This is a genomic window from Nonomuraea purpurea (genome assembly GCF_042650645.1).
Lineage (GTDB): Bacteria > Actinomycetota > Actinomycetes > Streptosporangiales > Streptosporangiaceae > Nonomuraea > Nonomuraea purpurea.
Window position 1 is genome coordinate 1 of sequence record NZ_JBHSBI010000030.1, and the last position, 24,689, is coordinate 24,689.

The window sequence follows — 24,689 nt, forward strand, 5'->3', positions numbered from 1 at the left end:
GCGTTCTCGAGCGTGTTCGTGGTCAGCAACAGCCTGCGCCTGCGCACCTTCAAGTAGACGCGGGAAAGTGGCCGGAGGCGATCAACCGCCTTCGGCCACTTCGCCGTTGAGGTAGCGACCGGGCGAGGTGCCGACCGTGCGGCGGAAGGCGGCCAGGAACGCGCTCGGCGTGGCGTACCCGACGGCATGGGCCACCCGCGACACCGGCTGCCCCTCGGCGAGCAGCGGGAGGGCGGCCTGAAGGCGCACGTGGGTGCGCCAGCGGTCGAAACTCATGCCCGTGTCCCGCACGAACAGCCGCGTCAGCGTGCGCCTGCTGACCCCGATGGAGCGGGCGTGGGCGTCGAGGCCGCGCGGGTCGGCGGGGTCGGCGAGCAGGGCGTCGGCGACGGTGCGCACGCGCTCGTCCACCGCGTGCGGCACGTCGATGGGGCTGGCGGGCAGGGGACGCAGCAGGTCCAGGACGACGGCTTCCGCGCGGAGCCGGGCGTCGTCGGCCAACTCGTCGTCGGAGAGGTAGGCGATCAGATGGGCGAGCAGGCCGTCCACGGCCACCGGCGTGGGCTCGGTCCAGTCGAGCGCGCATCGGTCCGCTGTGATGTAGAGGCTGCACAGCACGGCGTCGCGGGTCGCGCCGGTCTTGTGGACGACGCCCGCCGGCAGCCACAAGGCCCGGGTCGGCGGGATCACCCAGTACGCGTCCCCGACCGCGACGCCGAGGACACCGCGGCGCGTCCAGGCGAGCTGGTGGTGTTGTGGATGGGAGTGCGGGGCGATCCACTGGCCCGACGACAGCGGGAAGCGCCCGACGACGATGGCGCCCGGCCCGGCGGGGGCGGAGCATTCGGCAGCACAATCGACGGCCTCGATCATGCCTCCAAGCGTATGTCCTCAATACGACATAACGTGGCCTCATCGCGAATTGTGGCCAGCCTGGGCTGACGCTTAGCGTCGTCGGGTGCAGATTGATCACTTTTCGCCGGGATGCCCGGCATGACCTCGACTCTCGGCCCCGCAGCCACCCGCCGCCGATCGGCGCTGGTCGTGCTCTGCTTCGTGCAGTTCATGCTGGTGCTGGACGACACAGTGGTGAACGTGGCCCTGCCCAGCATCAGGAACGAGCTCGGCTTCAGCGCCTCCGGCCTGGCCTGGGTGGTGAACGCCTACTTCCTCGCCTTCGGCGGGCTGCTCTTGCTGTTCGGCCGGATGGCGGACCTGCTGGGCCGGCGCCGCGTCTTCCTCGCAGGTGTCGCGCTGTTCGGGCTGGCCAGCCTGGTCAGCGGCATCGCCCAGGAGCCCTGGCAGCTCGTGGCCGGGCGGTTCGCGCAGGGCGCGGGCGCGGCCATGGCCAGTCCGGCCTCACTCTCCCTCATCACCCTGCTGTTCCCCGGGCCGCAGGAGCGGGCCAGGGCGCTCGGCATCTGGGGCGGCATGGCCGGGCTGGGCGGCACGATGGGGCTGGTGATCTCCGGCGTGCTGACCGACCTCACGTCCTGGCGCTGGATCTTCCTCATCAACCTGCCCGTGGTCGCCGCGGCCATCATGCTGCTGCCCGGCCTGGTGCCCGAGAGCCGGGCCGCCCGCCGGACGCGGCCGGACGTGGGAGGCGCCGTGCTCGGCACCGCCGCCGTGGTGAGCCTGGTCTACGGGCTGCTCCAGGTGGGGGAGTCGGGCTGGGGCGACATGTCCGTCATCGTCGCCCTGGTGCTGGCCGCCGTGCTCATCGCCGTGTTCCTCGTGGTGGAGTCGCGGGTGGCCGAGCCGCTGGTGCCGATAGCATTCCTGACCTTCAGGACGCGCGCCGTCGCCAACGTCGCGAGCCTGCTCTTCTCCGCGGCCGCCTACGCGATGTCCTTCCTGCTGATGATCCACCTGCAGACCGTGCTCGGCTACGATCCGCTGATCGCCGGTCTCGCCTACCTGCCGTACGGGGCCGGGATCCTGACCGGCATGTGGCTGTCCACCCGTGTGCTGGCCAGGATCGGGATGCGCTGGGCGCTGGTGTTGTCGTTCCTGGTCTGTGTGGCGGGGTTCGTCCTGCTGTCCGGCATCGCGCCCGGCGGGCACTACGCGGCGGCGGTGCTGCCGGGGCTGCTGGTCACGAGCCTGGGCTCCGGCATGTGCCTGCCGGTGCTGGCCACAGCGGCGGTCGCGGGCACCACGGGGGAGGACGCGGGGCTCGGCTCGGCGCTGTTCACCTCGATGCAGCAGGTCGGCGGGTCGGTGGGGGTGGCGCTGCTGGTCACGCTGGCCGCCTGGCGCGGAGGCGGCGCCGCGGGCTACTCCTTCGCGCTCACCGTGGCCGCCGCCCTGATCGCGCTCGGCGCCGTTCTCATCGCCGCCCTCCTCAGGAACGACCGCTCAGCCGCATAGCGTCGTCCGGGCATGCAACAGTTTCCGCGCCTGGCTCCTCAGGGAGGTGAAGGAACGACGAAGGGCAAGAGTTGTTGGAAGCAGATCCCCGTTTCACGGAGTTCGTCGCCGAACGCGGCGACGCTCTGCTGCGCTACGGCTACGTGCTGGCCGGCAACGCGCATGACGCGGCCGACCTGGCCCAGGAGGCGCTGCTGAAGCTGCGCGGTGCCTGGCCCCGGCTGCGCCTCAAGGAGAACCCGGAGAGCTACGTCCGGACCACGATGGCCCGGCTGCACATCGCCACCTGGCGGTTACGCAGACGCGAACTGCTCGCCTGGGACCTACCGGAGCGCGAGCACCACGACCTGCTGCCCAGCGGCGACGAGCGCAGGATGTGGCAGGCGCTGGCGGGGTTGCCCCGCAAACAGCGCGCGGTGCTGGTGCTGCGTTACTACGAGCAACTCGACGACGCCGAGATCGCCGCCGTGCTCGGCATCTCGCGCGGGACCGTGCGCAGTCAGGCCGCCCGCGCGCTGGACAAGCTCCGCGGCACCGTCACGAGCGCCGACCAGCCAACGATGACCAGGGGGAACGTAGGATGAACGAGGTTGAGCAGACCCTGAGCAGGACGCTCGGCCAGGCTGCCGAGCACGCGCCCAGGATGCCCGGCCTGCTGCCCTCACGGCTGGAAGGCATCCACCTGCGCAGACGGCGGCGGGGCAGGATGGCGCTGGCCGCCGCGGCGGTCGTCCTGGTCGCGGGCGGGGGCGTGGCGGTGGTGCGGGGCGGTGACACCATCACGGTCGTGCCCGCGACGGCCCAGGTCGCCGAGACGCCGGCCGCGCGCGTGACGGAGGTCTGGCCGCAGGCGGTGCGCAAGCTCCCGGCGAAGGCGCCGGGCGGCGCGCCCTGGCATGTGACCGCATTGATCGACGATCGCACGTTGCTGATGGAGACTTCGACGAAAGCCGGCACAGCGGGCATCCTGTATGCCTACGATCTCGACGCCGGCACGCAACGCGAGATCGCCACCGTGTCGCAGTCGGCGGACACGTATGGCTTCGCCAACGGCTTCGCCGTGGGGAACGGTCGCGTGGCCTGGTGGAGCAGCAAGGACTCCGTCGCACATCTGTGGACGGTGCCGCTGACGGGCGGGACGCCCAAGCGCGTCGCCGACCACCGCCTGGCGCCGAGCGACGACGGCAGCGCCATCGACCAGCTCGAAGTGGTCGACGACAAGATCGTGTTCTCCGTATATACGGGCGGGGTCTTCGAGGTCCCCATGGCGGACGGCACCGTGGAGCCGGTCAGCGGGGGCACCGGGATGCACGTGCTGGAATGGCCGTGGATCGGCGCGCCCGGAATGGGCGGCGAGCGCAAGGGCCTGCTGTTCGAGAACATCAGGAACGTGGAGACGGGGGAGACGAGAACGGCGGTCGTCCACCCTGGCGAGAAGTTCCGCATTTGCGGCGTGACCATCTGCCTGGGCCAGACCTCGGAGGGTGAGACCCTGTTCCGGCACCGGGACGGCTCGTCCCAGAAGAGCGTGCCCGGCGACACGCCTGGTCTGAGGCCGCCGACGCAGGACCGCTTCTACGTCTCGACGTATGGCGACATCGCTTCCATGGGCGTGGGACTTTACGACCTGGAAACCGGTAAATCGGGTGACCTGGGCCTCCGCGGAGAAGGCCGCGAACAAGGCGTGTCCTTCTTCAGCCTGCCGTCCACGGAGCCGACCGGCAGGATCCTCAGCTACCCGCTCGGGGACGACCTGTACGTGATCGACCTGGCCAAGATGCGCTGACCCCGCCGTGACGACCGCTCCCGTGGCGGAGATCGCGGCGCGGGAGCGGTCGTCGAGTCAGCCGGCCGGGTTCCAGCCGTCGCCGCCCGCCAGGTATTTCTGCGGCGTGTAGGTCGCCGCCTGCGCGGTGCTGAGCTGCGGCCGGTTGCCGTTGACGGCCGCGCCGGCGCCGTTGTTCCGGAATTCGGAGAAGCGGGCGTTCTTCCAGGAGTTCGATGACATGTCCGTCCACGGTTGCGCGCCGGCGACCGTCGCGTTCAGCGTCGACTCCCGGTACAGCACCTGCGCGTCGGGGCGCCATGGCCGGCCCAGCGTGGTCACGTTGTTCGTGGCGCCGGAGATGCGCGACTTGTAGAACAGGAAGCCGTACGTCTTGGCCGCCGCGGTGCTGGCCGCGGTGATGGGGCCGCCGGTGCTGCGCTTTTCGTAGATGTCGCAACTGTGGAAGACGATCGTGCCGCCGCCGAAGATGAAGTCGACGGTGCCCTCGACGTAGGAGTTCTTGACGTAGGCGCGGGCCGAGTCGCTGACGAGGAAGGTGTCCTGGTCGCCGAGCACGCGGACGTTCGTCAGCGTGGTGCGGTCGCCGTCCAGTCGCAGGGCGACCGCCTGGTGGCCGCTTGGGATGGTGCTCTCGTCGAGGTCGTTGGAGACCGTCAGGTTGGTGGCGACGGCGTCGCGGGCCGAGATCATGGCGGTGTAGCTGCCGGACGTGCCGTGGGTGTAGGCCGAGCGGTTGTTCACGATGACGGTCTCCGACGGGGAGGCGCCCAGGCCCTGCAGTGTCACGTACGGCTTGTTGAGGTTCACGATCTCGCGGTAGTTGCCCTGCTTGATAGTGATCACCACGCGGCCGGTGTTGGTGGACGGCACGGCGTCGATGGCGGCCTGAACCGTCCGGTAGAGCCCGGTCCCGTCGGAGGCGACGGTGGGGATGGCGGCGGTCGAGGGGGCGATGGGTGTGGCGGCCGTCATCACGAGCGCGGCGGCGGCCGCTAAGAGCGGGTTCATGTGGTTCGCATCCTTTCGTGCCTGGCCGTTGGCAGGGTGAGGTTACGACCGCGTTTCTGATTGCGTCAATCCATGAAACAAACGTGTGCGGCGGCCGGTCGCCTCACTCCCTGCCGACACGGTGTCCTGGCTCGAAAATTTCGAGATTCGGCGGGTCATCGGTCTGAAAGTTTCTCCGGTGGCGGCTGGTCGAGCCGCCGGTCTCGTGAGCGGGTGCGGCAGGCTCGGGGCGGCGCACTTGTTGCCGGTTGATTTCGGTGTTATCTCCCTAAGGAGGTTCCGAAGTGATCGGAGGACCGAGTGATACACCCCCCACGTCCACTCTTCGCCGTCGCCATGGTGGCCGTGTTGTCACTGGCGATCTGGCCGATGGCGGCGCCCGCTCCGGCGCAGGCGGAGCCCGAACCGGGAGTAAGTGCGGTGCAGACACCCGATGACCTGACACTTTGGTGCGACAAGCCCGCCACCGACTGGGAGACCCAGGCCCTGCCCATCGGCAACGGCCCACTGGGCGCGATGGTCTTCGGCGGCGTGGCGTCCGAGCAGATCCAGTTCAACGAGAAGACCCTGTGGACCGGCGGTCCTGGCTCGCCCGGCTACGACCACGGCAACTGGAACACCCCGCGGCCGGACGCCGTCGCCGAGGTCCAGCGGCAGATCGACCGCGACGGCAAGATGGCCCCCAACGACGTGGCGGCCAAGCTGGGCCAGCCCAAGACGGGCTTCGGCGCCTACCAGACCATGGGCGAGCTGTTCCTGGACATGGCGCCGGCGAATCCCGTCGACTACCGGCGCGAGCTGAGCCTGCGCGAGGCCGTGGCCCGCGTCGGCTACACCGCCGACGGCGTGCGTCACACACGCGAGTACTTCGCGAGCAACCCCGGCAACGTGATCGTCGGCCGGCTCTCGGCCGACCAGGCCGGCAAGGTGTCGTTCACGCTGCGCCACACCTCGCCGCGCGACGACAAGACGGTCACGGCCGCCGGCGGCCGGCTCACCATCCGGGGCCGGCTGAACGACAACAAGATGACGTTCGAGGCCCAGGTCCAGGTGATCACCCAGGGCGGCACGCGTACCGACGCCGGAGACAGGATCGTCGTCACCGGCGCCGACAGCGCCGTGCTGGTGTTGTCGGCCGGGACCGACTACGCCGACGCCTACCCGTCCTATCGCGGCCAGGACCCGCACGCCAAGGTCACCGCGGCCGTGGACGCCGCCGCCGCGCAGAGCTACGACCGGCTCAAGGCCGCGCACGTCGCCGACCACCGCAAGCTGTTCGACCGGGTCCGGCTCGACCTCGGCCAGACGGCCCCGCGCATCCCCACCGACCAGTTGCGCAAGAACTACACCGGCGGCGCCTCCCCCGACGACCGGGCGCTGGAGGCGCTGTTCTTCGCCTACGGCCGCTACCTGCTGATCTCCTCCTCGCGGGAGAACGACCTGCTGCCCGCCAACCTGCAGGGCGTGTGGAACAACTCGACCAGTCCGCCCTGGTCGGCCGACTACCACGTCAACATCAACCTGCAGATGAACTACTGGCTCGCCGAGCAGACCAACCTGCACGAGACCACGAAGCCCTACGACCGCTACATCTCGGCGCTGGTCGCGCCGGGCCGCAAGACCGCACAGGACATGTACGGCGCCCGAGGCTGGGTCGTCAACAACGAGACCAACCCCTTCGGCTTCACCGGCGTGCACAACTACGCCAGCTCCTTCTGGTTCCCCGAAGCCGCCGCCTGGACCACCCAGCACCTCTACGACAGCTACCGCTTCTCCGGCGACGTCGGCTACCTGCGCGACACCGCCTACCCGGTGATCAAGGGCGCGGCGGAGTTCTGGCTGGACTTCCTGCACACCGACCCGCGTGACGGCAAGCTCGTCGTGTCCCCGAGCTACTCGCCCGAGCACGGCGACTTCTCGGCGGGCGCGTCGATGTCGCAGCAGATCGTCCGCGAGGTGTTCACCAACGCGCTGGCGGCGGCCGAACGGCTGAACGTGGACGAGGCGTTCCGAGCCGAGGTCCGCGCGGCCCTGGCCAAGCTGGACCCTGGCCTGCGGATCGGCTCGTGGGGCCAGCTCCAGGAGTGGAAGAGCGACTGGGACTCCACGACCGACACCCACCGGCACGTCTCCCACCTGTACGCCCTGCACCCGGGCAACCAGATCGCCCCCGGCGCACCCGAGGCGGAGGCGGCCAAGGTCTCGCTGACCGCGCGCGGCGACGGCGGCACCGGCTGGTCCAAAGCCTGGAAAATCAACTTCTGGGCGCGGCTGCTGGACGGCGACCACGCCCACAAGATGCTCGCCGAGCAGCTCAAGAGCTCCACGCTGGACAACCTGTGGGACACCCACCCGCCGTTCCAGATCGACGGCAACTTCGGCGCCACCTCCGGCATCGCCGAGATGCTGGTGCAGAGCCAGCACGACGTGGTCCGCGTGCTGCCCGCGCTGCCGTCCGCCTGGCGGGACGGCTCGGTGTCGGGCCTGCGCGCCCGCGGCGACGTCACCGTGGACGCCACCTGGAAGGACGGCGCCCCCGACACCGTCACCGTGCGGCCGGGCAGGACCGGGCCCATCAAGGTCGGATCGCCGTTCGTCGCCGGCCGCTACCGGGTCTTCGACGAGCAGGGGCATGAGGTCGCCCCGCGCCGCGACGGCGACACGCTGAGCTGGAGCGCCCGCGCGGGCAAGGCGTACACGATCCAGAACGAGGCGGCCGTCGCCATGCGGACGCCCGCCTCGGTCAGGCCGGGAACACCCTTCGAGGCACAGGTCACGGTCACCGCCACCCGCCGCCGCTCGGTGCCCGCCTCCGACGTGAGGCCCACCGTGCCGAAGGGCTGGACCGTCCAGCCGGCCACCCGTCACCTGGCGGGCGTGGCGCCCGGCGGGTCGCGTACCGCCGCCTTCACCGTCACGCCGGGACCGGCCGACGGCTCGCGCCGCGCGGTGCTGGCCGCCGCGGTCGCCGGGGACTCCTGGAAGGGCGCGTCCACGTCCGTGCTCGCCCTGGAGCCCTGCGCCCCGCCCGCGCCCGGCTCGGTGCTGGTCGCCTGGGACCCGAAGGAGGGCGGCACCGTCGCCGACTCCTCGGGAAACGGGCGCGCGGCCACCGTCACCGGCGGCAACGCCGCCTACGACGCCACCGCCCCGTCGGGGAGCGGCCTGACACTCGACGGCGACACCTACCTGACCACCGCGGACACCGCGCTCGGCCTCGTGCGCGAGGCCACGTTCGCGGCCGAGGTCAAGATCGCGGGCAGCGGCTACCGCCGGCTCTTCGACGCGCAGCCGTCCGGCGACCCCGGCACCGACGGCGTCCTCATCGACGTCACCCCGGGCAACACCCTGCGCTTCATCGGCGCAGGCGCGAACGTCGGACTCAACACCACCCTGCCTGCGGGCCGCTGGATCGACCTCGTGGTCACCCTGGACCGCGCCGGCGCCATCGCCGTCTACGTGGACGGCGAACGCAAGGCGAGCGGCCAGGCCACCTCCGACGGCATCACCGGCTGCACCGCCCGCCCGCTCCGGTTCGGCGCCGACCAGGGCGGCGGCCAGCGACTGACCGGAGGCGTGGACCGCGCCGCCGTCATCGCCAGGTCGCTGACCGCCGAGGAGGTGAAGAACTGGCGGGAGCTGGCCTTCTGACCTCCGTGAAGAGGGTCAGCCGCGGGTCTTGCGGTAGGCGTCCTTGAGGCAGATCTTCCCGTCGCGGAAGCGCCACAGGTCGATGCCGTGCTCGCGGTAGGGCGAGCCGTCGTCGGCGACGAGATGGTAGGTCCACGTGCGGACGGAACCGGCCGAGCGCCCGCTTGAGCAGGTAGTACATGCGGGAGTGAACGCCTTGCGGTGTTCACCTGCGGGCCGCCCGCGCGTCGTGCCGGACCGGGCAGGATCTGGGCGGTGGCCGATGGGCATGGGAGGGCGTCAGTGGTAGTCGATCAGGGGCGGTTCCTCAGGGAGTTCGTCAGGTCGCCCCTGCGTACGGCGTCGGTGGCGCCGAGTTCCGCGTGGCTGGCGGCGCAGATGGTCGTGGGCGTGCCCGAGCGCGGGGAACCGGTGGTCGTGGAGCTCGGCGCGGGCACGGGCGCCTTCACCTCGGCCATCCAGCATCGGCTCGCCGGGCGGGGCAGGCACGTCGTGGTCGAGCTCAACGACAGGTTCGCCGAGGGGATCGCGCGGGCGTACCCGTCGGTCGAGGTGGTCTGCGAGGACGCCACCCGCCTGCCCGAACTGCTCGCCAAGCGCGGGATCGGGCCGGTGGACGTCGTCGTCAGCGGCCTGCCCTGGGTCGCCTACGCCGGCGAGCCGCCCCTGATCGCATCGGTGGCCGGCGCGCTCGCCCCCGGCGGGGTGTACACGCAGTTCGCCTACACCTGGACGCGCTGGGCCGTCCCGGCCAGACGGCTGCTCGACGGGCTGCGGGGCGAGTTCGAGGAGGTCGTGACGACCAGGACGGTCTGGCGCAACCTGCCGCCCGCGGTGGTCTACGTCGCCCGCCGCCCCCGGAACGCGCGGGCCGGAAGGTGACCACGGGTCCGCGGGCCGGAAGGTAACCATGAGTCCGCGGGCCGGAAGGTAACCATGAGTCCGCGGGCCGGAAGGCGGCCATGAGTCCGCGGGCCGGAAGGCGGCCATGAGTCCGCGGGCCGGAAGGCGGCCATGAGTCCGCGGGCCGGAAGGCGGCCTGCCGCGCCGCGCACGTGAGCCGGCGGGCCGGCCGCGAGGTGACGTCCGGGACGTCACTTCACGGCCGGCGCCCGGCGCGTCACCCGCCGGTCATCGCGGCGTGCAGCCGCAGGTACGGCTCGGCCTCCTTCGGCCGGTTGCGGCGCTGCAGCGTACGGCCGAGCAGCAGGCAGGCGTACTCCTCCGCCGGGTCGCGCTCCAGGATCACCCGGAGCTCGGCCTCGGCCCGGCCGAGCTGAGCCGAGTGGTAGTAGGCGCGGGCCAGCAGCAGCCGCGCCGCCAGGTTCTCCGGCGCCGAGGCCACCACGGGGGCCAGGATGCGAGCCGCCCCGATGTAGTCCTCCGAGTCGAAGAACAGGCGGCCGCGCTCGTACTCCTCGGCCAAGGTCACGATGCTCAAGGTCACTCCTCTCCGGCGTGCGGCAGACGGTCGGCGGGGGCGACGCCCAGGCGGCCCGCCTGGTAGTCCTCCATCGCCTGGACGATCTCGGCGCGGGTGTTCATCACGAAGGGGCCGTAGTGCACGACCGGCTCCCTGATCGGCTGCCCGCCGAGCAGCAGCACCTCCAGGTTCGGCTCGGCCTGCGGCTGGTCCTGACCGGCGGCGACGGTGATCGCCCCGCCCTGGCCGAAGACGGCCAGCTGCCCCTTGCGCACGGGCCTGCGCTCATCCCCTGCGAAGCCCTGCCCGGCCAGCACGTACGCCAGCGCGTTGAAGGCGGGGTTCCACGGCACCTCCAGCCGGGCGCCGGGGCTCACCGTCGCGTGCACCATCGTGATCGGGGTGAACGTGACGCCGGGACCCGCGTGCCCGTCCAGTTCGCCGGCGATCACCCGCAGCAGCGACCCGCCGTCGGCCGAGGCGAGCAGCGCCGCCTGGCGACCGCGGATGTCCTGGTAGCGGGGCAGGTGGAACTTGTGCGCGCGGGGCAGGTTGACCCACAACTGGATGCCGTGGAACAGCCCGCCCGAGACCACCAGGTGCTCCGGGGGCTTCTCGATGTGCAGCAGCCCCGAGCCCGCCGTCATCCACTGGGTGTCGCCGTCGGTGATCGTGCCGCCGCCGCCGTTGGAGTCCTGGTGCTCGAAGATGCCGTCGATGATGTAGGTGACGGTCTCGAAACCACGGTGCGGGTGCCAAGGGGTGCCCTTGGGCTCGCCGGGCGCGTACTCGACCTCTCCCATCTGGTCCATGTGGATGAACGGGTCCAGCGCGGACTGCGGCACGCCGGCGAACGCGCGGCGCACCGGGAACCCCTCGCCCTCGAACCCGCTGGGCGCGGTCGCCACCGACCGCACCGGACGCCGCGCGACGGAGGCGGGGTCGGGCACGGCGACGCGGGGGAGCGTCAGGGTGTCGGCGGTGATGGCGGGCATGGCCCCTCCCTTTGGTTGAATCTTAAATCGTTGCCCGCCACAACACGGGGACATCGTCCGGCATTCCCGGCTCGTCAGGAGGTGCCGAGCGCGCGGACGCGGACGTTCAAGGTCGCCTCGCGCACGAAGTCCTGATCGCCCGAGGCGGCCAGGTAGAACCCGCCGCGGCAGGCGCTTCCCGTGATGGTGTGGCGCGGGTCGAGGACGACGGGCGCCCGTCGTTCGCAGTCGGGGACCGGGGCCAGCACCAGCATGCGGCGGCTCAGGCCGCCGAGCCACAGTTGCGGCCCCACGAGCACGCCGTCGCGGACCTCACCGGGCCGCGAGAGCCGCACCGGGCCGTCGGCCGACAGCGTGAGGAAACCGTCGGGGGTGAGGGTGCCGCGCACGTGCTCCGCCCAGGCCAGCCGCTCGTCGAAGGTCATCTCGGAACGTTCGTCGCGCAGGGCGATCCGCCAGCCGCCGAAGTCGAACAGCAGGACCGAACCGCCGGTGCTCGCGCCGAGAGGCCCCGGCCACAACGTCACGTCACCGGTGAGCCGGCGGATCATCGGCCGGCCGGCGGCGATCTCCGCCTCGCCGTAGAGCGGCGCGCTGAGAGAACGAAACGCCCCAACCTCCCCGGCGCGAGACTCCTCGCTCTTCCCAGCGCTGGGGACCGCGGCTCTTCCGGTACCGGACTCGGCGGCCTGTCCAGGGCGGGGATCCGGAGTCTCCCCGGCGCGAGGCTCATCGCCGGGGTCCCTTCCTGCGGTGGTGAGCGTGCCGCCGGTGTACGGGCGGGCCCCCATCGAGGCCAGGTTCAGGTCGGCCGGGTAGGCGATCTCCGCCCGCGTCCCGTCCGGGAACGTGACCCGCATCGTCATGGTGGCGCCGGTCCCGTCCGCCGCCGGATAGACGGCGTTGGGCGTCACACTGATCGCATCGCGGACGGGCGTCGGGGTGACGGTCGGGCGCGGGCGGGGGCGGGGCGTGTCACGGCTGGTGAGGACCACGATGAGAGGCACGGCCACGAGGGCGGCCAGCACCACCAGTCCCACCCAGCCGCGCCGGCGCGGCCCCTGCTCGACGATATCGACACGGCCGGCGGCCATCGGCCTTCCTTCGTCGTACGGCTGTCGCCCCAAGTTCAGACCACCGGCCGCCGTCGGCGCAAGCCCGCGAGACTCGCCGAGAGCGCCACCGGAATGTGATTTATCGCACTGTTGACGTTAACTTTTCTGACAGGCGGACGTCCACGTGGCCGACTTACTGTCGGCCAGGCCGCACCCCCTCAAGGAGGTTTCGTCGATGGAACGTCGCAATTTCCTACGCGCTTCGGTACTGGGCGCGAGCACGGTCGCCTTCTCCGGCAGTCTCTGGCAGGGGGCGGCGCTGGCCGCACCGGCCCAGAACGCCCCAGGACCCTACGGCGCGCTGCAGCCCGCCGACGCCAACGGCATCCTGCTGCCCGCCGGCTTCACCAGCCAGGTGATCGCCCGCTCCGGCCAGGCCGTCCCCGGAACGTCCTACACCTGGCACAACGCCCCTGACGGCGGCGCCTGCTTCGCCGACGGCAGCGGCTGGATCTACGTCTCCAACTCTGAGATCAATCCCGGCGGCGGCGCCTCGGCCGTCCGCTTCAACGCCAGCGGCGCGGTCACCTCGGCGTACCGGATCCTGTCGGGCACCCGCACGAACTGCGCCGGCGGCAAGACGCCCTGGAACACGTGGTTGTCGTGTGAGGAGGTCAGCCTGGGCTTCGTCTATGAGACCTACCCGTTCGGCGGCACCGCCGTGCAGCGGCCCGCGATGGGCCGCTTCAAGCACGAGGCGGCCGCCGCCGACCCGGTCCGGCGGGTCGTCTACCTGACCGAGGACGAGACGAACGGGCGCTTCTACCGGTTCGTCCCCACGACGTGGGGCGACCTGTCGTCCGGCACCCTGCAGGTGCTGGTGGCAGGCTCGGCCACGTCCGGCTCGTTCACCTGGGCGAACGTCCCCGACCCCGACGGCTCGCCGACGGCCACGCGCAGCCAGGTGTCCGGCTCCAAGTCGTTCAACGGCGGCGAGGGCTGCCACTACGCCGACGACACGGTCTGGTTCACCACGAAGGGCGACAACCGGGTGTGGCAGCTCAACCTGTCGGACGACACCTATGAACTCGCCTACGACGACAACCTGGTCAGCCCCGGCACCGCGCCGCTCACCGGGGTCGACAACGTCACCGGCTCCACGTCCGGCGACCTGTACGTCGCCGAGGACGGCGGCAACATGGAGATCTGCCTGATCACCCCGGACGACAAGATCTCCCCGTTCCTGCGGATCAACGGCCAGAGCGCCTCCGAGATCACCGGCCCGGCCTTCAACCCGGCCGGCAACCGGTTGTACTTCTCCTCGCAGCGCGGCACCTCGGGATCGTCGTCGGGCGGCATCACGTACTGCGTGACGGGTCCGTTCCGCACCTGACGCGGCGGGCGGATCGGCGGGAAAAGGTGATCTCGCCGGGTGGCCATCCGGAGATCTACGGGTTACGATCCGGAAACACATCCGATGTATGTGAGCCCAGGAGCTCCCGTGCCGATCGCCACGCCGATCCGTCTGTGCGCCGTCCTCCTTCTGTCACTCTCCCTCCTGCCCGCCCTTCCCGCCCACGCGGACAGGGCGGGAAGCTGGAAGGTCTCCGGGTTCCCCGGCGGCCCCGAGGCGGAGGTCGCGCTCGACCCCGCGACGGGCGCCCTCACCTTCGGCGTCACCCGCCGGGGCGCCCGCGTCCTCGAACCCAGCCCCGTCGGAATCATCACGGAACGGGCGGACCTGTCCCAGGGGCTGCGGCTGCTGCACCGCAAGGACCGCCCGGTGGCCGAGCACTACACCACGGCGGCCGGCAAGCGGCTCAAGCGCTCGGCGCTCATGCGCGAGGCCGTCTTCGCCCTGGCGGGCGCCGACGGCGCCCGGCTCGACCTGGTCGTCAGGGTCGCGCGGGACGGCGTCGCCTACCGCTACAGGCTGCCCGGCGACCAGGGCGCGGTGCTGCGCGAGACATCCGCTTTCACGCTCGAAGGGGACGCGCCCGCCTGGCTGGCGCTGCACCGCCGCGACTATGAGAACCCGTTCATCCAGTACACGGCCAAAAGCGCGCCCTCGGCGGAGTTCATGGTGCCCGCCCTGTTCGAGACCGGCGGCGGCTACGCCCTGATCACCGAGTCCGGCCTGGACGGACGCTATTCAGGGCCGCGCCTGGCGCACGAGGAGGGCACGGGCACCTACCGCGTCCGGCTGTGGGACGAGCGCGTCCAGGCCGAGGGACCGCTGGAGACGCCGTGGCGGGTGCTGATCGCGGGAGACCTGGCCGAGGTCACCGAGTCCACGCTGGCAGACGACCTCGCGCCCGCCTCCCGGGTCCGCGACACCTCGTGGATCGAGCCGGGCCAGGTGCTGTGGACCTGGCTTGCGGGCGGCAGGGAGGCCGGGCAGAGCCTGGAGAAGCAGCAGGAGTTCGTGGACTACGCCGCCGCGCGCGGGTGGCCGTACGTGGCCGTGGACGCCGGGTGGTACTTCTTGAAGGACCAGTGGGACGTCACCGACCCCGACTGGCCGGCCACGAGCTGGATCCCGAAGCTGGTCGAGTACGGGCGGGCCAAGAACGTCGAGATCCTGGTGTGGGTGCACTTCCGCGACCTGGACACGCCGGAGGAGCGCGCCCTGTGGCTGCCCACGCTGAGCCGCTGGGGCGTGCGCGGCGTGAAGATCGACTTCATGGACGCCGAGTCGCAGGAGCGGCTGGCCTGGTACGACGAGATCCTGCCCGCCACCGCCGCGAACCGGCTCATGGTCAACTTCCACGGCTCGACCATCCCCAAGGGCGTCCAGCGCACCTGGCCGCACGTGATGACCATGGAGGGCGTGCACGGCGCCGAGAAGCGCACGCTGACCACCGCGCACCTCACGGCCCTGCCCTTCACCAGGAACGTGGTCGGCTCGATGGACTACACGCCGATGGCCTTCCACCGGCCGGGCCGGCCCACCTCCGACGCGCACGAGCTGGGGCTGGCCGTGACGTTCGAGTCGGGCCTGCAGAACCTGGCGGGCACGGTCGAGTCCTACCGGGCCAGGCCGGAGGCCGAGCGCTTCCTCGAACAGGTCCCCGCCGCCTGGGACGAGACGCGGCTGCTGTCCGGCCGCCCGGCCGACCACGTGGTGCTGGCCAGGCGCTCCGGCGACCGCTGGTTCATCGGCGCCGGGGTCTCAGGTGCTTCCAGGTCGATCGAGGTGCCGCTGAGCGTGCTGCGCGGCCGCTGGCTGGTCGAGGTCGTGCGCGACGGCGAGAGCGGCCTGGTGCGGGAGAGCCACGTGATCGACGGCCCCCGAGGGCGGCTGTCGGTGGCGGTCCCCGCCGAGGGCGGGTACGCGGCCATCGCCTGTCGCTGGCGCCCCGGAATCACGACCTGCGACCGATAGACCTCCGATGTATAGGGGCACACGTATGAAGAGAAGGTTTTGGGCAGGGCCGGTCGTCCTGTTGCTGGGCGCGGCGCTGACCGTGGCCCCCGATGCACGGGCGGAGGTGGAGCCCATGGCGGCCGAGCCGCACACGCTGTGGTACGACGAGCCGGCCCCCGACACGGACGAGGGCTGGGAGGCGCGGTCGCTGCCGATCGGCAACGGGGCGATGGGCGCCACCGTGTTCGGCGGCGTGCGGGCCGAGCGGCTGCAGTTCAACGACAAGACCCTGTGGACCGGCGGCCCCGGCGTCGCCGACTACAACTTCGGCAACTGGGACGCGCCCCGGCCCGGCGCGCTGGCGGCCATCAGGCAGCGGATCTGGACGGAGGGCGGCATCTCACCCAACGACGTCCTGGCTGCCCTCGGGCACCAGTCGGACACGCCGCGCCAGCGCAGGTTCGGCGCCTACCAGAGCTTCGGCGACCTGCGGCTCGACTTCCCCGGCCTGCCGGAGGAGGCCGGCGACTACCGCAGACAACTCGACATCGCGCGCGGGGTGGCGGGCGTGTCGTTCACGGCCGGGGGAGCGCGTCACACCCGCGAGTACTTCGCCTCGGCGCCCGCGGGCGTCGTCGCCGCCAGGATCGCCGCGGACCGGCCGCGCGGGGTGACCTTCACCGCCCGCGTCGCCGTCCCGGCCGACCGCTCGGTCACGGCCCGCGCCAAGGGCGGGCGGCTGACCGTCAAGGGGGCGCTGAGCAGCAACGGGATGGCGTACGAGGCCCAGCTCCAGGTGCTCAACCAGGGCGGGACCAGGACCGACAACCCGGACGGCACGATCACCGTGACCGGCGCCGACTCGGTGGTCCTCATCCTCGGCACGGGCACCGACTACGCCCCCGACTACCCCACGTACAAGGGCGAGGATCCGCACGCCAAGCTGACGGCGCGGGTCGACGCCGCCGCGGCCAAGGGCTACGCCAGACTGTCGGCCGCGCACCGCGCCGACCACGCCGCCCTGTTCGACAGGGTGAAGCTGGACCTGGGCGGCAGCCTGCCCGCGACCCCCACCGACGAACTGCTGTCCGGATACGGCACGACGCCGGCCGCCGACAGGGCGCTGGAACAGCTCTTCTACCAGTACGGACGCTACCTGCTCATCGCCTCGTCGCGCCCCGGCACGCTGCCCGCCAACCTCCAGGGCCTGTGGAACGTCCACGAGGCGCCGCCGTGGCAGGCGGACTACCACCTCAACATCAACGTGCAGATGAACTACTGGCCCGCCGAGATGACGAACCTGGCCGAACTGGCCGAGCCCCTGCACACCTACGTGGACGGGCTGCGCGAGCCGGGCCGAGTCACCGCCAGGCAGATGTACGGGGCCGACGGCTGGGTCGCCCACCACGCCTCGAACATCTTCGGCCACACCGGCGCCTGGGACCACCCGGCCTACTTCTTCCCCGAGTCGGGCGCCTGGCTGGCCCTGCAGCTCTACGACCACTACCGGTACACGCTGGACAAGCGCTACCTGAAGCGGACCGCGTACCCGATCATGAAGGAGACCGCCGAGTTCTGGCTCGACTTCCTGCAGCGGGACCCCAGGGACGGCAAGCTCGTCGCCATCCCGAGCCGTTCCCCCGAGATCGGCCCGGCCACGGCGGGGGCGTCGATGTCGCAGCAGATCCTCTGGCAGCTGTTCACCGACCTGCGCGAGGCCGCGCAGGCCGTAGGTGACGGGCGGCAGGCGGCCACCGCCGCCGACGTCCTGGCCAAGCTGGACCCGGGTCTGCGCGTCGGCCGGTGGGGGCAGCTCCAGGAGTGGAAGGAGGACATCGACGACCCGGCGGAGACCCACCGGCACGTCTCCCACCTGTTCTCCGTGCACCCGGGGCGGCAGATCTCGCCGCGCACGACGCCGGAGCTCGCCGAGGCGGCCAAGGTCTCGCTCAACGCCCGCACCGACGCGGGCACCGGCTGGAGCAAAGCCTGGAAGATCAACTTCTGGGCGCGGCTGCTCGACGGCGACCGCGCGCACAAGCTGCTGAGCGACCAGCTCAAGACCAGCACGCTGGCCAACCTGTGGGACACGCACCCGCCGTTCCAGATCGACGGGAACTTCGGCGCCACCTCCGGCATGACCGAACTGCTGCTGCAGAGCCACCTCGGGACGATCGACCTGCTGCCGGCGTTGCCCGGCGCGTGGGCGGACGGCCGCGTCGCGGGCCTGCGGGCCCGCGGCGCGCACACCCTCGACCTGGCCTGGGCGTTAGGACGGTTGTCCGAGGCGCGGCTGACCTCCGACAAGGGCGGTTCTGTCACGCTGCGCAACGACGCCTTCCGCGCAGGGGCGAGGATCACCACCGACCACGGCCGGCCGGTCGCCTCCCGCGCCGACGGCGACACGGTGACCTTCACGACCCGGCCCGGCGGGAACTACCGGATCGTACCCAGCTGACCGCCGTCACGAGCATGACGGCCCCAAGGCGAGCGGCCGGCCGTGGCCGGCTCCGGGATGACGGTGGTCTCCCGGGGCCGGCTCGGTCTCTGGGGTCAGTGGCGGTCGAGGCCTGCCACGTAGACGTCGCCGTCGGCCACTGTGACCTCGCGCGCGCTGGACGCGCCCGTGGCCAGGATCCTGGCCGGGTCGCGGAAGGCGGTGATGAGCTCGATCCGCGCGACCGGCTTGGGGGTGGGGATCACGGTTTCCGGCTCCCAGCGGCGCCCGTGGCCGAGCCGGTGGGTCGCGATGCCGCTCTGCCCGTCGACCGTTGTGTAGACCCGCCACGTGTTCGGCCCGATCGGCTCCATCTCCCTGGCCCGCAGCCCGGTGGCGACCTCGTCGCTCCGCCAGCCACGCGGGGTCCAGACCGAGGAGTAGACGTGGAAGCCCAGGGAGGCGTCCCTGGTGAACCAGACCACGAAAGGCCGTCCGTTCTGCAGCCAGCCGACGAGCTGGATGTAGTCGGGCGAGACGACGTCGCCGGGGCGTTCGAGCGGCGTCACCGCCACCTTGCAGGGCCCCTCCATCTCGTCGTCGGTGAGCTGCGGCCCCAGGTCGGTCCCGTCGGCGGCGTGGAAAGCCAGCGTGTTCGGGTCGAACCAGGCGTAGTGGATGTCCTTGTGGTAGTAGTCGTGCCGGTGCTGGGCCGGGCCGCCGCCGGCCAGCGTCCACACCAGGTGCACACGTTCCGGGTGGCGCTGGTGCCTGAGCTGCCCGAGGTAGATCTCGTTGAGGTTGTCGGGCCGGTCGGTCGAGCCCAGCGCGTACGGCAGCCCGGTGAGCTGCTTCGAGCTCTGCCAGGTGACCCCGTGGTCGGTGGACCTCATGTACAGGATCGGCCGGGTGTCCGGCGGCGTGCCGGGCACGAGGGTCCTGGTGGTCTCGCGGAAGAAGACGAACAGGTGCCCGTTGGCCGCCTTGAACGGCATCGGGTAGCTGGCCGCCGCCCCCTCCGCGACCACCCGGACGTCCCATCCGCCGTCGATCGTGTGCGGGCGTGACGACCTGGCGACGACGGTCTCGCCGTTGTGCATCCCGACGACCACCACCAGGTGTCCGTCGTCGGCCTGCACCATGGTCGGGTAGTTGTGGGAGTCGCCGCGCCCGTCGATGATCTTCAGCGGCGCCGACCAGACGCCGTTCGTCAGGGCTTGCACATAGCTGTCCTCGTTCGTCCCGCCCCACGAGATGAACGTCGTCCCGGTACGCGGGTCGTGCACGCCGCCCGCGACCGGCCGCCGGTCGGTCCTCGCCGCAACGCCGGTCGCGGCCGTCATCACCCGGAAACCGACGGACCGGGCCTCGGCCTGTCCGGATGAGGCGCCGCCGACCAGCGCTCCGCCGACCACGACGCCGGCGCTCTTCAGCAGGTCTCGCCGATCCATAACGTGCCCCTCATCGTCGATAGGTCGGATGTGTTAGGCACCATTGACGGTATTTCCGGCATGAATCACGGTCAAGACCCGCCCAGAGGTCCGAGGGTCTCGATGCTGCAACCGTTTGTCGGAAAACGTTGACTCCCTGTTACGGTCTGATTAACGTCCCCTGTTAACTATTTAGCCCGGTTCGATGGACGGACCCCCGCATGACTGATTTCAGCAGACGAGGCTTCCTCCAGATCGGCGCCGCCGCGGCCACCCTTGCGCTGGCCGGCTGCGCCGGGGGCGGAAGCTCGGGTGCCGGCCTCCAGTTCGCCTGGTGGGGCAGCACGGCACGCCATACCGCCACCCAGAAGGCCATCGAGGCCTTCAAGAAGAAGAAACCAGGAATCCAGATCAAGACCCAGTTCTCCGGCTGGGACGGCTACTGGGAGAAACTGGCCACGCAGACCGCGGGCGGCAACGCCCCCGACGTGATCCAGATGGACTACTCCTACCTCGGAGAGTACGCCAGGCGCGGCAGCCTGCTCGACCTGAGCCCGTACGTCGGCAAGGGCCTGGACCTGTCCGGCTTCGAGCCCGACGTGGTGAACGGCGGCAAGATCGACGGTAAGACGTACGGCGTGAACTTCGGCATCAACTCCATGGCCCTGTTCGTCAACAAGACCCTGGCGGCCGAACGCGGGGTGGAGATCCCCGACACCTTCACCTGGCCCGAGTACGGCGAACTGGTCAAGAAGCTCGCCGGCAAGGGCGTCTTCGGCACCGAAGACGGCGCCCAGGACGGCGCCGCGATGGAGAACTGGCTGCTGGAGCGGGGCAAGATGTTCTTCACCGCCGACGGCAAGATCGCCTACGACGAGAACGACCTCAAAGAGTGGCTCACCTTCTGGGAGGACCTGCGCAAGGCGGGCGCCGCCACACCGCCGGACGTCCAGACCACCGCGCTGGGCGACGTGCAGAACAGCCTGGTCGCCAACCGCAAGGCGGTCATCGACTTCGGCTGGTCGAACCAGCTCACCGCCTACGTCTCGCTTTCCAAGGACGAGATCGGCATCCACGCCTTCCCGATCGGGGACAAACCCGGCCAGTACTACAAACCCTCCATGTTGCTGACCGTCAGCTCCGGCACCAAGTCCAAGGACGACGCGGTCGCCCTGGTCAACGCGCTCCTCGTGGACCCGGACGTGGCCGGCGCGCTCGGATCAGAACGCGGCGTCCCGCCCGCCGCCCCGATCCGCACCGTGCTGCAGCCCAAGGCGTCGCCGCCGGAGCAGGTCGTCTACGACTACATCGACTCGATCAAGGACAAGGTCGGCCCGCTTCCGCCACCGCAGCCGCTCGGCGCCGGTGAGCTGCACGGCAAGGTGCTCACCAACATCAACCAGCAGATCGGCTTCGGCAAGCTGACGATCGATCAGGGGGTGTCCCGATTCTTCGAAGAAGCGCGACGAGTGCTCAAGTAGAGGGGCGTTCGGCCTACCTGTTCCTGCTGCCCTGGTTCGCCGGTCTGCTCCTGCTGACGGGCGGGCCGATCCTGGCCTCGCTCGGGCTCTCGTTCACCGACTTCGACCTGCTCACCACCCCGTCCTTCGTGGGGCTGGACAACTACGCCAGGATGCTCACCGAGGATCCGCACTTCGTCAACGCGGTGCGGGTCACGCTCATCTACGTCGTCCTGTCGGTGCCGCTGTCCGGCGCGTTCGCGCTGCTGGTCGCGGTGTTGCTGAACAGGCCCGTACGCGGCGGCGGCGTCTACCGCGCCGCCTACTACCTGCCCTCGCTGCTGGGCGGCAGTGTCGCCGTGGCGATCCTGTGGCGGCAGATCTTCGGGGCGGACGGCCTGATCAACGACATCCTCCAATATTTCGGGATCGTGGGGCCGAGCTGGATCTCCACCCCGGAGTACGCGATCTACACCCTGATCGTGCTGCACGTCTGGCAGTTCGGCTCGCCCATGCTGATCTTCCTGGCCGGGCTGAAACAGATCCCGGCCGAGCTCTACGACGCCGCCGCGGTGGACGGCGCCGGGCGGGTACGCGCGTTCTTCCAGATCACGCTGCCCATGCTCAGCCCGATCATCTTCTTCAACCTGGTGCTGCAGACGGTGAACTCCTTCAAGGCGTTCACCCCCGCCTTCATCATCAGCGGCGGCACCGGGGGACCGGCGGACTCCACGCTCTTCTACACCCTGTTCATCTACCAGGAGGGCTTCGGGAACTTCCGGATGGGCTACGCCTCCGCGCTGGCCTGGGTGCTCCTGCTGGTCACCGCGGCCTTCACCGCGCTGGCCTTCCGCTCCGCGAGGTACTGGGTGCACTATGCCGACTAGCCGACGCTGGGCCGTCCACCTGCTGGTCGTGGTGGGCGCGCTCGTCATGCTCTATCCGCTGTTCTGGCTGATCAGCTCCTCCTTCAAACCCAGCGACGAGATTTTCACCGACCCCGGACTGGTGCCGCAGACCGTGGTCGGCGACAACTACGCCACCGGCTGGACCGCGCTGGGGGTGCCCTTCAGCGGGTTCTTCGCCAACTCGTTCATCATCGCCGCGGCGGCCGTCGTGGGGAACGTGATGTCGTGCTCGCTGGCGGCCTACGCCTTCGCCCGGCTGAGCTTCCGGTTCAAGAAGCTCTGGTTCGCCATCATGCTGATGTCGATCATGCTGCCGATCCACGTGCTGATCGTGCCGCAGTACACGCTGTTCAAGTACCTCGGCTGGGTCGACACGTTCCTGCCGCTGATCGTGCCGAAGTTCCTGGCCGTGGACGGGTTCTTCATCTTCCTGATGGTGCAGTTCATCCGCTCGCTGCCACGCGAGCTCGACGACGCGGCCCGCATCGACGGGTGCGGGCCCTTCCTGGTGTACTGGCGGATCATCCTGCCGCTGTCGCGGCCCGCGCTGATCACCACCGCCATCTTCACCTTCATCTGGACGTGGGACGACTTCTTCAGCCAGCTCGTCTACCTGAGCGATGTGTCCACCTACACCGTGCCGCTGGCGTTGCGGGCCTTCCTCGACTCCAGCGGCGGCTCCTCGTGGGGGCCGATGCTCGCGATGGCGGTGTTGTCGCTGATCCCGATCCTGGGCTTCTTCCTGATCTTCCAGCGTCGTATCACCGAGGGCATCTCGACCACGGGCCTCAAGGGCTGAGCCCGGCTCCGGTGCGGCGGGTACTGTGCCGCACCGGAGCCGGGCTTCAGCGGGCGCAGGTCGTCAGTCCGGGCTTCCAGGGGCAGGCGACGGCGGCGAAACCGCCCTCGGCGGCCACGTCCACCGCGAGCGTGCCACCCCGCACCACGTGCGGTTCACGCACGAGGCCGCCGGCCCCGTCCCTGGTCACCTCGACCAGCCAGCGCCCCGGCAGCATGCTCAGCGGGACGTCGAGCGTTCTCGCCGCACCGGACACCCCGGCCCCGATGAACCACCGGTCGCCGGAGCGCCTGGCCAGCACCGTGTGGTCGGCCGGGCGGCCGGACAGCAGCCGCGTCTCCTCCCACGCCGCCGGCACCTGGTCCAGGAAACGTTCGGCCTCCGGCCGCGCCCGGTAGGCGTCCAGCGAACCGGCCAGGTTCTGCAGCCCCGACTCGAACAACACCGACAGCGCCAGCTCGTGCGCGTCGGAGGTGGGCCTGCCGGACCGCTGGAAGGCCATCGGCGTGTAGTCCATCGAGCCGATCTGGTTCCTGGTGTAGGGCAGGGCCGCCAGGTGGCTGGTGGTCAGGTTCGACGACTTCTCCGCGCCGTGCACCCCTTCCATGGTCATCACGTGCGGCCAGGTCCTGTTAATGCCCTTGGGCACGGTCGAGCCGTGGAAGTTGACCATGAGACGGTTGTCGGCCAGGTCGCGCAGCGTCTCGTCGTACCAGCGCAGCCGCTCCTGCGCCTCGGAGTCGATGAAGTCCAGCTTGACGCCCTTGACACCCCACTGGCGCAGCAGCCCGAAGCGCTGGACGCGCTTGTCGCGGGTGTCGAAGTCGGAGAAACGCAGCCACACCATGACGCCGACCCCGCGGGCCTTGCCGTACTCGACGAGCTGCGGGATCCAGGTGAACTCGGGCGTGCGGTCCGTCCAGGCCCGCTCGCCGGTGACCGGGTCGTCGTACCAGCCCGCGTCGACCAGCACGTACGGCCAGCGGTGCCGCGCGGCGTAGTCGACGAACTCCTGCTGGCGCTCCAGGCTCTGCTGCACGGGCCGGCCGCCGGCCAGCCAGCTCCACAGCACCTTGCCCGGTTTGATCCACGAGGTGTCGGCGATCTCGGAGCCGGGCGCGAGGTCGTCGACCAGGGTGGACTCGGTCACGGTCGCCAGGTCGCCGGTGATCACGACCCGCCAGGGCGTGGTCAGCCCGCCGTCGTAGGGGACCCGCGCGTCCCAGAGCCCGATCCTGTACGCGCCCTGTTCCCGTACCAGGCGGGGGCCGGTGTAGGAGCCGTCCAGCGCCGACTCGGCCAGCAGCAGGTAGCTGCGGCCGACCTCGAACAGCGCGGGCATCTGGTACTCGGCCGCCGGGACGTCGGCGTACTGGATGAACGGGTTCTCGTAGTCGCGGCGGTGCCCGGCCAGCCAGGCCGTCGAGCCGCCGGGAACGGCGAACGCCGACGCCTCACTGACGACGGCGCCCGCACCGGGCAGTTCGTAGCGGTAGGCGACGCCGTCGCGGGCGGCCCTGACGACCAGGTCGAGCCGGGCGTCGCCGCGGGCGAAGCGGAATCGGGTCTCTCTCATCACGGACATGCGGTTGAGACGTTTGCCCGCCGTGGTGGCGTACTTCTCGACGACCACGCGGCTGGAGCGGCCGGTCAGGCGCAGGCCGGTGGTGAGGTCGGCCTGTTCGGTGACGACGCCGAGCGGGCTGGGGTCGAGCACGGCGGCCCCGTCGCGTTCCACGGCCACGGAGGGGCGGCCCTGATCGTCGAGGTGGACGGTGGCGGCGGGCCCGCCCGCGGTGATCGTCCAGGTGTCGGCGGGGGTGGTGGGGGTGGTCAGGAGTCCGGCCAGCAGCGTGCCGCTGAGAAACCAGTTCATCGGGTGCCTCCCGAAAGGCTGGGCATTGCAACCGATTGTAAAGGTAATTAACTTCCTGAAGAATTGAATTCACCAGCTTCTCCGCCGCCGCCGTCGGCCGCGTCGGCGCGCTGGGGTC

The 24,689-nt window shown here is 70.7% G+C and carries 19 protein-coding genes; 11 read left to right on the forward strand and 8 right to left on the reverse strand.

The annotated features are described in order from the left end of the window. Positions 1-81 precede the first annotated feature (81 nt). Entirely contained in the window at positions 82-873 is a 792-nt protein-coding gene (locus ACFOY2_RS41450) for a helix-turn-helix transcriptional regulator (protein WP_379533606.1), read from the reverse strand. Positions 874-993: 120 nt separating this feature from the next. On the opposite strand from ACFOY2_RS41450, the gene ACFOY2_RS41455 reads away from it, so the two are divergent. From ACFOY2_RS41455 to ACFOY2_RS41465, 3 genes are all read left to right on the forward strand, one after another. Beyond that, positions 994-2,373, forward strand: a complete 1,380-nt coding sequence (locus tag ACFOY2_RS41455; protein WP_379533607.1) for a DHA2 family efflux MFS transporter permease subunit — start codon at positions 994-996, stop codon at positions 2,371-2,373. A gap of 74 nt (positions 2,374-2,447) precedes the next feature. Beyond that, positions 2,448-2,957 (forward strand): SigE family RNA polymerase sigma factor, encoded by a 510-nt coding sequence (locus ACFOY2_RS41460; protein ID WP_379533608.1) that lies wholly within the window; start codon positions 2,448-2,450, stop codon positions 2,955-2,957. Continuing rightward, positions 2,954-4,159, forward strand: a complete 1,206-nt coding sequence (locus ACFOY2_RS41465; RefSeq protein WP_379533609.1) for a hypothetical protein — start codon at positions 2,954-2,956, stop codon at positions 4,157-4,159. The genes ACFOY2_RS41460 and ACFOY2_RS41465 overlap by 4 nt, the downstream gene beginning before the upstream one ends. 57 nt (positions 4,160-4,216) lie before the next feature. On the opposite strand, the gene ACFOY2_RS41470 is transcribed toward ACFOY2_RS41465, so the two are convergent. Further along, a complete protein-coding gene (locus ACFOY2_RS41470; RefSeq protein ID WP_379533610.1) occupies positions 4,217-5,170 on the reverse strand; it encodes a pectinesterase family protein in 954 nt (317 codons plus the stop codon). A 420-nt stretch (positions 5,171-5,590) separates the two neighbouring features. On the opposite strand from ACFOY2_RS41470, the gene ACFOY2_RS41475 reads away from it, so the two are divergent. Next, positions 5,591-8,821, forward strand: a complete 3,231-nt coding sequence (locus ACFOY2_RS41475; protein WP_379533611.1) for a glycosyl hydrolase family 95 catalytic domain-containing protein — start codon at positions 5,591-5,593, stop codon at positions 8,819-8,821. Positions 8,822-8,836: 15 nt separating this feature from the next. On the opposite strand, the gene ACFOY2_RS41480 is transcribed toward ACFOY2_RS41475, so the two are convergent. After that, on the reverse strand, positions 8,837-9,091 hold the full coding sequence (locus ACFOY2_RS41480) for a hypothetical protein (protein WP_379533612.1): 255 nt from the start codon (positions 9,089-9,091) through the stop codon (positions 8,837-8,839). Positions 9,092-9,103: 12 nt separating this feature from the next. Here ACFOY2_RS41480 and ACFOY2_RS41485 point away from each other — a divergent pair, with 12 nt between their 5' ends. Then, on the forward strand, positions 9,104-9,703 hold the full coding sequence (locus ACFOY2_RS41485; RefSeq protein WP_379533613.1) for a class I SAM-dependent methyltransferase: 600 nt from the start codon (positions 9,104-9,106) through the stop codon (positions 9,701-9,703). A 238-nt stretch (positions 9,704-9,941) separates the two neighbouring features. Here the strand turns inward: ACFOY2_RS41485 and ACFOY2_RS41490 are convergent, their stop codons facing one another. From ACFOY2_RS41490 to ACFOY2_RS41500, 3 genes are all read right to left on the reverse strand, one after another. Further along, positions 9,942-10,253 carry a tetratricopeptide repeat protein gene (locus ACFOY2_RS41490; RefSeq protein ID WP_379533750.1) on the reverse strand — a complete coding sequence of 104 codons (312 nt, stop codon included), beginning with the start codon at positions 10,251-10,253 and terminating at the stop codon, positions 9,942-9,944. Positions 10,254-10,264: 11 nt separating this feature from the next. After that, complete coding sequence (locus ACFOY2_RS41495; protein WP_379533614.1) at positions 10,265-11,239, reverse strand: pirin family protein; 975 nt, start codon at positions 11,237-11,239, stop codon at positions 10,265-10,267. 74 nt (positions 11,240-11,313) lie between these two features. After that, positions 11,314-12,333, reverse strand: coding sequence for a hypothetical protein (locus tag ACFOY2_RS41500; RefSeq protein WP_379533615.1), 1,020 nt, complete (start codon positions 12,331-12,333; stop codon positions 11,314-11,316). Between the two features lie 196 nt (positions 12,334-12,529). Here ACFOY2_RS41500 and ACFOY2_RS41505 point away from each other — a divergent pair, with 196 nt between their 5' ends. The 3 genes from ACFOY2_RS41505 to ACFOY2_RS41515 all read left to right on the forward strand — a co-directional run bounded on the left by ACFOY2_RS41505 (position 12,530) and on the right by ACFOY2_RS41515 (position 18,119). Next, the gene (locus tag ACFOY2_RS41505) at positions 12,530-13,687 is read left to right on the forward strand and encodes an alkaline phosphatase PhoX (RefSeq protein WP_379533616.1); all 1,158 of its coding nucleotides are present in this window, start codon (positions 12,530-12,532) and stop codon (positions 13,685-13,687) included. Between the two features lie 108 nt (positions 13,688-13,795). Further along, entirely contained in the window at positions 13,796-15,679 is a 1,884-nt protein-coding gene (locus ACFOY2_RS41510; RefSeq protein ID WP_379533617.1) for a glycoside hydrolase family 97 protein, read from the forward strand. Positions 15,680-15,704: 25 nt separating this feature from the next. Then, positions 15,705-18,119, forward strand: a complete 2,415-nt coding sequence (locus ACFOY2_RS41515) for a glycoside hydrolase family 95 protein (RefSeq protein WP_379533618.1) — start codon at positions 15,705-15,707, stop codon at positions 18,117-18,119. A 95-nt stretch (positions 18,120-18,214) separates the two neighbouring features. On the opposite strand, the gene ACFOY2_RS41520 is transcribed toward ACFOY2_RS41515, so the two are convergent. After that, positions 18,215-19,549, reverse strand: coding sequence for a BNR-4 repeat-containing protein (locus tag ACFOY2_RS41520; RefSeq protein ID WP_379533619.1), 1,335 nt, complete (start codon positions 19,547-19,549; stop codon positions 18,215-18,217). Between the two features lie 200 nt (positions 19,550-19,749). Between ACFOY2_RS41520 and ACFOY2_RS41525 the strand changes: the two genes are divergently transcribed. The 3 genes from ACFOY2_RS41525 to ACFOY2_RS41535 are packed head-to-tail and all read left to right on the forward strand — an operon-like array spanning position 19,750 to position 22,695. Beyond that, positions 19,750-21,009 (forward strand): ABC transporter substrate-binding protein, encoded by a 1,260-nt coding sequence (locus ACFOY2_RS41525; protein WP_379533620.1) that lies wholly within the window; start codon positions 19,750-19,752, stop codon positions 21,007-21,009. After that, a complete protein-coding gene (locus ACFOY2_RS41530; RefSeq protein ID WP_379533751.1) occupies positions 20,976-21,875 on the forward strand; it encodes a carbohydrate ABC transporter permease in 900 nt (299 codons plus the stop codon). Before ACFOY2_RS41525 ends, ACFOY2_RS41530 begins: the two co-directional genes overlap by 34 nt. Beyond that, entirely contained in the window at positions 21,865-22,695 is an 831-nt protein-coding gene (locus tag ACFOY2_RS41535) for a carbohydrate ABC transporter permease (RefSeq protein WP_379533621.1), read from the forward strand. The genes ACFOY2_RS41530 and ACFOY2_RS41535 overlap by 11 nt, the downstream gene beginning before the upstream one ends. 46 nt (positions 22,696-22,741) lie before the next feature. Here ACFOY2_RS41535 and ACFOY2_RS41540 read toward each other — a convergent pair whose 3' ends face one another. Then, a complete protein-coding gene (locus ACFOY2_RS41540; RefSeq protein WP_379533622.1) occupies positions 22,742-24,571 on the reverse strand; it encodes a glycoside hydrolase family 97 protein in 1,830 nt (609 codons plus the stop codon). Between the last annotated feature and the right edge of the window lie 118 nt (positions 24,572-24,689).

Excerpts from the sequence above, each read along its gene's own strand:
- ACFOY2_RS41450 (WP_379533606.1), bottom strand. The coding sequence starts at position 873 with ATGATCGAGGCCGTCGATTGTGCTGCCGAATGCTCCGCCCCCGCCGGG.
- ACFOY2_RS41455 (WP_379533607.1), top strand. The coding sequence starts at position 994 with ATGACCTCGACTCTCGGCCCCGCAGCCACCCGCCGCCGATCGGCGCTG.
- ACFOY2_RS41465 (WP_379533609.1), top strand. The coding sequence starts at position 2,954 with ATGAACGAGGTTGAGCAGACCCTGAGCAGGACGCTCGGCCAGGCTGCC.
- ACFOY2_RS41470 (WP_379533610.1), bottom strand. The coding sequence starts at position 5,170 with ATGAACCCGCTCTTAGCGGCCGCCGCCGCGCTCGTGATGACGGCCGCC.
- ACFOY2_RS41480 (WP_379533612.1), bottom strand. The coding sequence starts at position 9,091 with ATGCCCATCGGCCACCGCCCAGATCCTGCCCGGTCCGGCACGACGCGC.
- ACFOY2_RS41495 (WP_379533614.1), bottom strand. The coding sequence starts at position 11,239 with ATGCCCGCCATCACCGCCGACACCCTGACGCTCCCCCGCGTCGCCGTG.
- ACFOY2_RS41500 (WP_379533615.1), bottom strand. The coding sequence starts at position 12,333 with ATGGCCGCCGGCCGTGTCGATATCGTCGAGCAGGGGCCGCGCCGGCGC.
- ACFOY2_RS41505 (WP_379533616.1), top strand. The coding sequence starts at position 12,530 with ATGGAACGTCGCAATTTCCTACGCGCTTCGGTACTGGGCGCGAGCACG.
- ACFOY2_RS41515 (WP_379533618.1), top strand. The coding sequence starts at position 15,705 with ATGAAGAGAAGGTTTTGGGCAGGGCCGGTCGTCCTGTTGCTGGGCGCG.
- ACFOY2_RS41520 (WP_379533619.1), bottom strand. The coding sequence starts at position 19,549 with ATGGATCGGCGAGACCTGCTGAAGAGCGCCGGCGTCGTGGTCGGCGGA.
- ACFOY2_RS41525 (WP_379533620.1), top strand. The coding sequence starts at position 19,750 with ATGACTGATTTCAGCAGACGAGGCTTCCTCCAGATCGGCGCCGCCGCG.
- ACFOY2_RS41535 (WP_379533621.1), top strand. The coding sequence starts at position 21,865 with ATGCCGACTAGCCGACGCTGGGCCGTCCACCTGCTGGTCGTGGTGGGC.
- ACFOY2_RS41540 (WP_379533622.1), bottom strand. The coding sequence starts at position 24,571 with ATGAACTGGTTTCTCAGCGGCACGCTGCTGGCCGGACTCCTGACCACC.